Annotated in this window: 12 protein-coding genes; 3 read left to right on the top strand and 9 right to left on the bottom strand. The window is 62.2% G+C overall.

From position 1 onward, the window contains the following. From IV091_RS01715 to sucC, 7 genes are all read right to left on the bottom strand, one after another. Positions 1 to 191, bottom strand: a 191-nt coding sequence (locus tag IV091_RS01715) for a type IV pilin protein (RefSeq protein WP_293464321.1), incomplete at its 3' end; no start/stop codon positions are given. 154 nt (positions 192 to 345) lie between these two features. Then, complete coding sequence (locus IV091_RS01710) at positions 346 to 1,137, bottom strand: 3',5'-cyclic-nucleotide phosphodiesterase (RefSeq protein WP_293464320.1); 792 nt, start codon at positions 1,135 to 1,137, stop codon at positions 346 to 348. A gap of 63 nt (positions 1,138 to 1,200) precedes the next feature. Further along, positions 1,201 to 1,839, bottom strand: coding sequence for an FHA domain-containing protein (locus IV091_RS01705; protein WP_293464318.1), 639 nt, complete (start codon positions 1,837 to 1,839; stop codon positions 1,201 to 1,203). A 29-nt stretch (positions 1,840 to 1,868) separates the two neighbouring features. Beyond that, entirely contained in the window at positions 1,869 to 2,666 is a 798-nt protein-coding gene (locus IV091_RS01700) for a Stp1/IreP family PP2C-type Ser/Thr phosphatase (RefSeq protein ID WP_293464323.1), read from the bottom strand. A gap of 218 nt (positions 2,667 to 2,884) precedes the next feature. Next, complete coding sequence (locus tag IV091_RS01695; RefSeq protein WP_293464317.1) at positions 2,885 to 3,586, bottom strand: TerC family protein; 702 nt, start codon at positions 3,584 to 3,586, stop codon at positions 2,885 to 2,887. Positions 3,587 to 3,703: 117 nt separating this feature from the next. After that, positions 3,704 to 4,597: a succinate--CoA ligase subunit alpha gene (gene sucD, locus IV091_RS01690; RefSeq protein WP_293464316.1), complete on the bottom strand. Its 894-nt coding sequence runs from the start codon at positions 4,595 to 4,597 to the stop codon at positions 3,704 to 3,706. Between the two features lie 25 nt (positions 4,598 to 4,622). After that, positions 4,623 to 5,783 carry an ADP-forming succinate--CoA ligase subunit beta gene (gene sucC / locus IV091_RS01685; RefSeq protein WP_293464315.1) on the bottom strand — a complete coding sequence of 387 codons (1,161 nt, stop codon included), beginning with the start codon at positions 5,781 to 5,783 and terminating at the stop codon, positions 4,623 to 4,625. A gap of 229 nt (positions 5,784 to 6,012) precedes the next feature. Here sucC and argC point away from each other — a divergent pair, with 229 nt between their 5' ends. After that, complete coding sequence (gene argC / locus IV091_RS01680) at positions 6,013 to 6,924, top strand: N-acetyl-gamma-glutamyl-phosphate reductase (RefSeq protein WP_293464314.1); 912 nt, start codon at positions 6,013 to 6,015, stop codon at positions 6,922 to 6,924. 207 nt (positions 6,925 to 7,131) lie between these two features. Here the strand turns inward: argC and recX are convergent, their stop codons facing one another. Continuing rightward, entirely contained in the window at positions 7,132 to 7,620 is a 489-nt protein-coding gene (gene recX / locus IV091_RS01675; protein WP_293464312.1) for a recombination regulator RecX, read from the bottom strand. A gap of 76 nt (positions 7,621 to 7,696) precedes the next feature. After that, positions 7,697 to 8,815, bottom strand: a complete 1,119-nt coding sequence (gene recA / locus IV091_RS01670) for a recombinase RecA (protein ID WP_293464310.1) — start codon at positions 8,813 to 8,815, stop codon at positions 7,697 to 7,699. 184 nt (positions 8,816 to 8,999) lie between these two features. Between recA and IV091_RS01665 the strand changes: the two genes are divergently transcribed. Both IV091_RS01665 and IV091_RS01660 read left to right on the top strand, forming a co-directional pair. Then, the gene (locus tag IV091_RS01665; RefSeq protein ID WP_293464308.1) at positions 9,000 to 9,500 is read left to right on the top strand and encodes a MarR family winged helix-turn-helix transcriptional regulator; all 501 of its coding nucleotides are present in this window, start codon (positions 9,000 to 9,002) and stop codon (positions 9,498 to 9,500) included. A 109-nt stretch (positions 9,501 to 9,609) separates the two neighbouring features. Continuing rightward, entirely contained in the window at positions 9,610 to 10,284 is a 675-nt protein-coding gene (locus IV091_RS01660; RefSeq protein WP_293464306.1) for a response regulator transcription factor, read from the top strand. Positions 10,285 to 10,387: the final 103 nt, after the last annotated feature.

Below are 10,387 nucleotides of genomic sequence, written 5' to 3'. Positions count from 1 at the left end.
GCCGCCAAAATACCAATAATCGCCACGACGATCATCAATTCGATCAGGGTGAAACCCTTTTGAACCATTTGCATAGAACGCTTCATGAAAAAACTCCTTGGTTGAAAAAACTTGCCGAATACTACAGCAGCTTGCGTGCCAACCCGTTGAAGCCCTGAAATACCTGTTTTTGCGTCAAAAATCGTAACCAAACTACATTTTTTGACACAAAACCTCACACATAATGACATTTTTGTCATGCATCAGCCTGAAAACGGATGAACCGTAGTCGTTTTGAAAAATGAACTGTGGCCATCCATTGCGCGAACGTCAGCACAGTCGGCCTTCAACAACGCTGGCAAGCGCTCACAACTCAAACACCTGGCCAGCATGCAACTGGCGAATGTCGTGCATTACCTGGTCGCCCAGGGGGTTGGCTTGGTCGAAGCACTGGATCTCGGCCATGATGCGTTCGGTTTCGGCGGGCTTGGTGTGGGTGATGTAAATGGGGTACTTTTTGCCTGGCGCGATGAAGTCGAGTTCGTTGGCAAGCGTGTGGGGTGCCAGGTGCAGGCTGCGCTGGGCCAGACCGCGCTCGCGGTTGCTGAAGGCGGTTTCTATGATTAGCAGGGCCACGTCCAGCTGGTTCAGGCGGGCCCACAGGGCGGGGTTGTGCTCGGTGTCGCCGGTAAACACCCAGTAGCCCTGGCCGGCCGTGACGGCGTAGCCTACCGCTGGCACGGTGTGCACGGCGGGCAGCACTTCGATTTGTTTGCCGGCCAGCTGGAGGGTCTGGCCCTGCGCCAGCGCGTGAAACTGCAAGAAGGGTGCGGTGCGCGTGGGAATGGACGAAAAATCGGGCCAGATCACGTTGTTGAAAATATGCGCTTTCAGCGCGTCTATGGTGGCTTGCAGGGCATGCACCTGCAGCGGCGTGCTGCGCCGGGCGGCAACCGCGTCCACCATCAGCGGCAGCGCGGCGATATGGTCAAGGTGCGAGTGGGTCAGCAGCACATGGTCGATGCCGGCCATTTCGTCGAGCGTGAGGTCGCCCGCGCCAGTCCCTGCGTCCACCAGCAGGTCGTGGTCGAGCAAAAAGGAAGTGGTCCGGCAGTCCCTGGCGATGGCGCCGGAGCAGCCCAGTACGCGTACTTTCATGGGGTTTGCGCCAGGCCTTCATCAAGGGGGGTCACCTTGGTCATTCAGAGGAAGGCGCCACCGTCAGCCCCGGCGTTGCGACAGGAACTGCATCTGCGTTCCGCCCAGTTCAAGCCGGTCGCCGTGCTTGAGCAACGCCGGCTCCGCACCGACCGTGGCGCCATTGAGCATCAGCGTGCCGCTGCCCTGGACATGGGCCACCACAAAACCCTGGGGTCTTCTGGTGATGGCCGCCACGGCGACGCCGGGCTTGCCGATGGTGGTGACCACCTTGACCAGCGCCATTTCGCGTCCGGCGGCCGCACCCGACAGGACCTTGATGGCAGCCTGAAGCCCCATGCCCGGACCGGCAACGGTCATCGGTGCCGGTATGTGCGGTTCGCTGGCCGTGGTGTCCAGGACCAGGGCTGGCGCGCCCTTGCTCACAAACCTGATCTGGTATTTTCCAATTTCAATGATGTCATCGTCTTTGAGCAGATGCCGTTTGATCGCATGGCCATTGACGTAGGTGCCGTTGGTGCTGTTGCGGTCTTCAAGGTGCACTTCGCTGCCGGACATTTCCATCACGGCATGCTCGCCGCTGACCGCGAGATTGTCGATGACGACATCGTTGTAGGGCCTGCGTCCGAGGGAGGTCCGGTCTTTGGTCAGCTGGACTTCCCTGGTCACGATGCCGTCAATGGAAACAACTATTTTCGGCATGGCCAGCTCCTGTTTACTTTTTTAACATTTCAGTCACCGCCGTATTTTCCCAGTATTCTGGACAGAAGGCCGCGCCGGGACGGGTCTTCTTTCGCGTGCGCGAGCAATACCGAAATGTTATCGCGTCCGCCCGCTGCATTGGCCGCGTCAATCAGCTGCCCGGCCTTGTGCGCCAGCGTGCCGGCGCCCCGAACAATCCTGGCAATGCTCTCGTCGGCGAGCATGTCCGACAGGCCATCGGAGCACATCAGGTAGAGGTCGCCGACTTCCACACGGTGTTCATTGACATCGACCAGCGTCATGGCTTCAATGCCGAGCGCGCGCGTGACCAGGTTTCGGTGCAGGGCGTTCAAGGCCTGTTCGGCGGTGATCAGCCCGGCGTCCAGCTGCTCCTGGATCAGTGAATGGTCTTTGGTGATCTGCTGCAAGGCCTGGCCGCGCAAACGGTAGCAGCGCGAGTCGCCGACGTGGCCCAGCAGCAACCGGCCTTCCTGAAAAACGCCCACGACCAGCGTGGTGCCCATGCCCGCAAACGCGGGGTTGGCGTTGGCTGCATTGAAAATCGAGTGGTTGGCATTTTCGACGCAGATTTCCAGCGCCCTGTGCACTTCCCGGCCTGTGGCCTGCCGCCCGCCTTGGGAAAGCCAGTGAGTCATCTCGGACTTGAGGAATGCGACCGCCATCGCGCTGGCGACTTCGCCAGCGTTGTAGCCGCCCATCCCGTCGGCCAGAATGCAAAGCCCGGTCGAGGCGTCAAAGGCCAGCGCGTCTTCGTTGTTCTTGCGCGTCATGCCCGCGTCGGTCTGGCCGCAAAAATCGTAGATCATCGCGCGGCGCCGCTGCAGCGTGGCGCCAGCACAAGCGTGCACCTGATGGATGATGTGGTCAACGTCCCTCCTTGTCCTGATTGGCGCTTGTAAATTCCCCGTTTATGGAAACTAACAGAGGCGCAGCGGACGGACAAGCAACTTTCGCACACCCATACCGGACTTAACGCACATTAACGCCGCCCCGGCACGGCATCAGGGGGCGGCGCGCAAGGCGCTCAGGCCGGGTTGGCCGGTTTTTGGCGCGACTCCATCACTTTGCCTGCGGCGAGCACAAACAAGGCGCCTGCCACGGCAGCGGCATAGCCCCACATCGGCGATGCTGGCAAGTAAGGCTTGAGGGCCGGGTCGGTAAACGCCATCTGGCCGGCAATCCAGCCCAGCAGCATGGCGCCCAGCGTGATGACGATGGGGAAACGCTGCATCAGCTTGAGCACCAGCTGGCTGCCCCAGACGATGATGGGAATGCTGACCAGCAGGCCAAAAATCACCAGCGCCATTTGATGGTCCTGGTGGGCGCCCTGGGCGGCACCTGCAATGGCCAGCACGTTGTCAACGCTCATCACCAGGTCGGCAATGATGACGGTTTTGACGGCGCCCCAGAGCTTGTCGCTGGAACTGATGTTGTGATCGCCTTCGCCCTCGGGCTGCAGCAGCTTGACGCCAATCCACAGCAGCAGCAAGGCACCGACAATCTTGAGGTAAGGCACGGCCAGCAGGGCCAGTGCAAACGCGATCAGGACGACGCGCAGGATGATGGCGCCCATGGTGCCGTAAATAATGCCTTGGGTGCGCTGCTTGGCGGGCAGGTTTCGACAGGCCAGTGCAATGACCACCGCGTTGTCGCCACCCAGCAGGATGTCAATCATGATGATCTGGCCCACCGCAAGCCAGAATCCCGCGGTCATGAACTCTTCCATGGAAACCTCTAAAGAAAATTAAAAAACCGATTGTCAGCGAAGACAACCGGTCTGTATGTTGTGGATAACCGCAATGCGCTGCAATTCAAGGCAGCGCAGGGTGCGGCCTGGCACCGCTTACAGCAGGGCTTTGAGCAATTTCGCCATTTCCGACGGGTTGCGCGTGATGGTGAAGCCGCAGGCTTCCATGATTTCGAGCTTGGCATCGGCCGTGTCGGCACCGCCGGAGATCAGCGCGCCGGCGTGGCCCATGCGCTTGCCGGCCGGGGCCGTGACGCCCGCGATGAAGCCGACAATCGGTTTTTTCATGTTGGCTTTGCACCACATGGCCGCTTCGGCTTCGTCCGGGCCGCCGATTTCGCCAATCATGATGACGGCGTCGGTGTCCGGGTCGTCGTTGAAGGCTTGCATCACGTCAATGTGCTTGAGGCCATTGATCGGGTCGCCGCCAATGCCGACGGCGCTGGACTGGCCCAGACCGATTTCGGTCAGCTGCGCCACGGCTTCGTAGGTCAACGTGCCCGAACGGGACACGACGCCGATGCGGCCCTTGCGGTGGATGTGACCGGGCATGATGCCGATCTTGATTTCGTCAGGCGTGATCAGGCCGGGGCAGTTGGGGCCGAGCAGCAGCGTGCGCTTGCCGCCAGCGGCTTCCTTGGCTTTCATGCGGTTGCGCACTTCGAGCATGTCCTTGACCGGGATGCCTTCGGTGATGCAGATGGCCAGGTCGAGGTTGGCCTCAACGGCTTCCCAGATCGCGGCGGCGGCGCCAGCGGGCGGCACGTAGATCACAGAGACGGTAGCGCCGGTGGCTTGGGCCGCTTGCGTCACGTTGGCAAAAATCGGGATGCCTTCGAAGTCTTCGCCGGCGCGCTTGGGGTTCACGCCGGCCACAAACGCTTCTTTGCCGTTGGCGTAGTCGCGGCACATGCGGGTATGGAATTGACCGGTCTTGCCGGTAATACCCTGCGTGATGACTTTGGTGTTTTTGTTGATATAGATCGACATGCTTGTTCCTAATCGCTACGCGCGCTTACTTGACGGCGGCGACGATTTTTGTCGCGGCGTCGGCCATGGTGTCTGCGGCAATGATGGGCAAACCGGAGTCGGCCAGCATTTTCTTGCCCAGGTCTTCGTTGGTGCCCTTCATGCGCACGACCAGCGGAACGTTCAGGTTGACGGCCTTGCAGGCGGCGATGATGCCGTCGGCAATGGTGTCGCACTTCATGATGCCGCCGAAGATGTTGACCAAAATGCCCTTGACTTCAGGGTTCTTGAGCATGATCTTGAAGGCTTCGGTGACCTTTTCAGCCGTGGCGCCGCCGCCCACGTCCAGGAAGTTGGCCGGCTCGCCGCCAAACAGCTTGATGGTGTCCATGGTGGCCATGGCCAGGCCTGCGCCGTTGACCAGGCAGCCGATGTTGCCGTCCAGGCTGATGTAGGCCAGGTCAAACTTGCTGGCTTCTACTTCGGCCGGGTCTTCTTCGTCCAGGTCGCGAAAGGCGACGACTTCGGGGTGGCGGAACAGCGCGTTGGGGTCAAAGTTGAACTTGGCGTCCAGGGCCATCAGGGCGTTCTTGCTGTCACGGTTCAGCGGGTTGATTTCCACCAGCGACGCGTCGGTGTCCATGTAGCACTTGTAGAGCTTCTGGAAGATGTCCACGGCCTGGGCGGTGGACTCGGCGGGCAGGCCGATGGCGTTGGCGATCTTCGCCGCTTGTTCGTCGCCCAGACCCGTGAGGGGGTCGATGAACTCGGTGATGATTTTCTCGGGGGTGGAATGGGCCACTTCCTCGATGTCCATGCCGCCTTCGCTCGACGCGATGAAGGCCACTTTTTGCGTGGCGCGGTCGGTCACCAACGAAACGTAGTATTCCTTCTGGATGTCGGCGCCGTCTTCGATGTACAGGCGACGCACCTTCTGGCCTTCGGGGCCGGTCTGATGGGTCTTGAGCTGCATGCCCAGGATTTCGCCAGCGATGCGCTTGACGTCTTCAATGGTCTTGGCCACCTTCACGCCGCCACCCTTGCCGCGACCACCCGCATGGATTTGCGCCTTGACGACCCACACCGGGCCGCCTAGCTTTTGGGCGGCTTCCACCGCTTCCTGCACCGTGAACGCCGGAATGCCGCGCGGCACTGGCACACCAAAATTGCGCAAGATTTCCTTGCCTTGGTACTCGTGAATTTTCATGAAAAACCTTCAGAATTCAGTAAAAGAGGGGTGCAACAGGGAGTTGGGCAGGGCTGTTGGAAAGGCAAAAAACAGGCCATATCGGCTCAAAACCAGCATGTCAGCTGTTGCTGCAAGCAGCAACCCGGAACTGTATCATGGTGCGATGCACAATTCTTGTGTGGACCTTACGCCTGATCCAGCCGCCCAATGGGCCTGTTCAGGCGCAATCTATCGCTGAAAGCCCTCTATGCCTAAAATTTTTATCGACGGTGAAGCCGGCACCACCGGCCTGCAAATCCGGGAACGGCTCCAGTTGATGCCGCAGATCGAGCTGCTCAGCATTGCGCCCGAACTGCGCAAGGACGCGGCCGCCAAGCGGGGCCTGATGGCGCAGGCCGACCTGGTGATTTTGTGCCTGCACGACGATGCGGCGCGCGAATCGGTGGCCATGATTGATTCACTGCCCGGCAAAAAACCCAAGATCATTGACGCCTCCACCGCCCACCGCACCGCGCCCGGCTGGGTTTTTGGCTTTCCCGAACTGGCCCCCGGCCAGCAGGACGCCGTGGTGGCCGCCGAGCGCGTGGCCAACCCGGGCTGCTACGCCACCGGCGCGATTGCGCTGATCCGTCCGCTGGTCGATGCCGGCCTGATGCCTGCTGATTTCCCCTTGTGCCTGCCCGCCGTGAGCGGCTACTCAGGCGGCGGGCGGCCCATGATCGAAGCCTACGAAGCCGGGACCGCGCCCGCGTTTGAGCTGTACGGCCTCGGCCTGGAACACAAGCACCTGCCTGAAATCATGAAATACACGGGATTGACGCGTCGCCCGGTGTTCATTCCCTCGGTCGGCAACTTCATCCAGGGCATGCTGGTGCAGTTGCCGCTGCACCTGGACCTGCTGCCCGGCCAGCCAAGCGCCGCGCAGCTGCACGACGTACTGGCCCGCCACTACGCAGGCAGCCAATGGGTCACGGTGGAAGCCGCACCCGAATCGGGCAAGCTGGACGCGGTGGCACTGAAAGACACCAACAAGATGGAACTGCGCGTGTTTGGCAACGATGCCCACCGCCACGCGGTGCTGGTGGCACGGCTGGACAACCTGGGCAAGGGCGCCAGTGGCGCGGCGGTGCAAAACCTGCAGCTGATGCTGGAGATATAGCCCCCACGGTCGCGCACTGCGTGTAACTCACTGCCCCCCGAGGGGGCCGCTGCGCCTGTGGTCCGGCATAGCCGGCTCCACGGCCCCTGCTGGAATATAGCCCCCACGCTCCCCACTTCGTGTGGTTCGCTGCCCCCCGAGGGGGACGCTGCGCCTGTGGCCCGGCATAGCCGGTTCCACGGCCCCTGCTGGGTTTAAGAGCGCCCCTTAGTCGTCTTCAGTCTGCGCCACCACGCGGCGGATCACGTCGCCGCCAAAGCCCCGGGCGGCCAGAAAGCGCATCTGTTTGGCGCGTCCGGCGGCATCCAGCGCGGGACCGTCAAACTTCTTGCGCCAGATGTCGCGGGCGCGCTCAAGTTCGCTGGCCTTGAGGCTGTTCACCGCCTCGGCCACGGCTTCGGCGCCCAGCCCCTTGTTCAGCAGTTCGTACTTGATGCGCGACGCGCCAAAACGCGCAGCGCGCCGGTTGATGACCGACTCGACCACCCGCGCTTCGCTGATGAAGTCCTTGGCCTGCAAGTCGTCGAGCACCTGCGCCAGCTGGCCCGGCGTTTCCTCATGGGCTTTGAGCTTGCGCTCCAGTTCGGCGCGCGAATGCTCGCGGCCAGACAGCAGGCGCAGGGCGCGCCCCTTGAGCGACAGGCCAAAGCCCGCGCGGGCGGCGGGCTTGGCCGGATTTATCGTTGGATTCCGCACGAAAATACTACGTTTTTAATAGCTACATGTCTCGGCAAATACTGGGCCGGCAAGTTATTTTTCCTATAAAACCGGATCAGGCTGCAGCTTTGGGGGCCTTGTCGACCTTGGCCGGTTTGGCGGCCTTTTCAGCGCTATCGCCTGCGTCGGCAACCGCCACGGCGGGCTGCACCAGCGGAATGCCCAGCGATTCGCGGACCTTGTTCTCGATCTCGATGGCCAGGACCGGGTTTTCCTTCAGGAACTCACGCGCGTTGTCGCGGCCCTGGCCGATTTTTTCGCCGTTGTAGGCGTACCAGGCACCGGCTTTTTCAACGATGTGGCCGGCCACGCCGAGGTCGATCACCTCACCCAGGCGGCTGATGCCTTCGCCATACAAAATGTCGAACTCGGCGGTCTTGAAGGGCGAGGCGACCTTGTTCTTGACCACCTTGACACGGGTCTCGTTGCCGATGACCTCGTCGCCCTTTTTGATGGAGCCGATGCGGCGGATGTCCAGCCGCACCGAGGCGTAGAACTTCAGCGCATTGCCGCCAGTGGTGGTTTCAGGGCTGCCGAACATCACGCCGATCTTCATGCGGATCTGGTTGATGAAAATCACCATGCAATTGGCTTTCTTGATGGTGGCGGTGAGTTTCCTCAGGGCCTGGCTCATCAGGCGCGCCTGCAGGCCGGGCAGCGAATCGCCCATTTCGCCTTCGAGTTCGGCCTTGGGCGTGAGCGCTGCGACCGAGTCGATCACGATCAGGTCGACGGCGCCGGAACGGACCAGCGAATCGACAATTTCAAGCGCCTGCTCGCCGGTGTCGGGCTGGGAAATCAGCAGCTCCTGCAGATTGACGCCCAGCTTTTGCGCGTACTGGATGTCCAGCGCGTGCTCGGCGTCGACAAAGGCGCAGGTGCCGCCGATTTTTTGCATTTCGGCAATGACCTGCAGCGTCAGCGTGGTTTTGCCCGACGACTCGGGGCCGTAGATTTCGACCACCCGGCCGCGCGGCAGGCCGCCCACGCCAAGCGCAATGTCCAGGCCCAGCGAGCCGGTGGAGACCACCTGGATGTCTTCAATCACTTCGCCGGCACCCAGCTTCATGATGGTGCCCTTGCCAAACTGCTTTTCAATCTGGGCCAGCGCGGCTTGCAGGGCCTTGGCTTTTTCGGTGTTCAGGGCTGGATTGGGTTTGACCGGTGCGTCCATGAAAATCTCCTTGAAAATCAATGATGTAAAAACTGTTGGGCTCGCTTTGCAGCGTTTTTCAGCGCGGGCCTTGCGGCACAAGCTGGATGCATGACCAGTACTTTATGGGCGTCATTGAAATAAGTAAACCCTATTTTTAGTCAGTTTGCCTGACTGATTGCGGCGCGCCAAGTAACATGGGCAGATGCAACAAACCGACGCGCAACCGCTCCCGCAAGGCGCCGGCGATCCGGGCTGGCGGCAGACCCATCTGGGGCGCCTGCTGGGCCACGCGCTGCGGCGCTTTGACGAGCGCGTGCTGGTGCTGATGGCCCGCAACGTACTGGTGCCGCTGGCGCTTTCCAACCTGGCCGCGCGCGGCCAGGTGGGTGCGGCGCACATCCACATCACGCGCCACCTGGCTGTGCAAGGGTCGCGGCTGACCGACCTGGCGGCAAGCGCCGGCATGAGCAAGCAGGCCATGGGCGACCTGGTCGACCAGTGCGAAGCCTGGGGCCTGGTCAGGCGGGCGCCCGACCCGCACGACAAGCGCGCCCGGCAGGTGCTGTTCACCGACGCAGGCCTGCTGTGGCTGGACGCCTTCAAGGGCGCCGTAGCGCAGGCCGAAGACGAATTCCGGCAGGCGGTCGGCCAGGACGTGGCCACCGTGGTCGCGCTGGGGCTTGAAGCGTATTGCGGGGCCTAGTCTGGCAGGGCATGCCCGCATCGTGCTGCCGGAAAAGCCTAGAATTCTTCCGACCAACAACAACACCGGCCCGCCGAGCGGGAGGCAGGCCGACATTAGGGAGACAAGCATGCGAATTTTGATTGCAGAAGACGACCAGGTTCTGGCCGATGGCCTGCTGCGCACCCTGCGCGCGTCAGGCGCCGCCGCCGACCACGTGGCCAGCGGCACCGAAGCCGATGCCGCCCTGCTGACCAACACCGAATTCGATCTGCTGATTCTGGACCTGGGCCTGCCGCGCATGCACGGGCTGGAAGTGCTGAAACGGCTGCGCGCGCGCGGCTCGGCCCTGCCGGTGCTGATCCTGACCGCTGCCGACAGCGTCGAAGAGCGCGTCAAGGGCCTGGACTACGGCGCGGACGACTACATGGCCAAGCCGTTTTCGCTGCAGGAACTCGAAGCGCGCGTGCGGGCGCTGTGCCGGCGCGGCATGGGCGGTGCCAGCAGCACCATCAAGCACGGCCCGCTGATTTACGACCAGGCCGGGCGCGTGGCCACCATCGACGGCCAGATGCTGGAGTTGTCGGCGCGCGAGCTGGGGCTGCTTGAAGTGCTGCTGCAGCGCGCCGGCCGGCTCGTCAGCAAGGACCAGCTGGTCGAGCGCCTGTGTGAATGGGGCGAGGAAGTCAGCAACAACGCGATCGAGGTCTACATCCACCGCCTGCGCAAGAAGATTGAAAAAGGCCCGATCCGGATCGCCACGGTGCGCGGCCTCGGCTACTGCCTAGAAAAGATTCCCGGGTAGGCATGTCAGCAGTGAGGGTAAACAGGAAAGCCACGGCCACAGCGCCGGGCTGCCCCCGCATCCCCCGGCAGGGGCCGCGGAACCGGCTTTGCCGGGCCGCAGG

The sequence above is a fragment of the Polaromonas sp. genome (assembly GCF_018780625.1).
Classification (GTDB): Bacteria; Pseudomonadota; Gammaproteobacteria; order Burkholderiales; family Burkholderiaceae_C; genus Polaromonas.
This window is presented reverse-complemented; position numbering and strand designations above follow the sequence as displayed.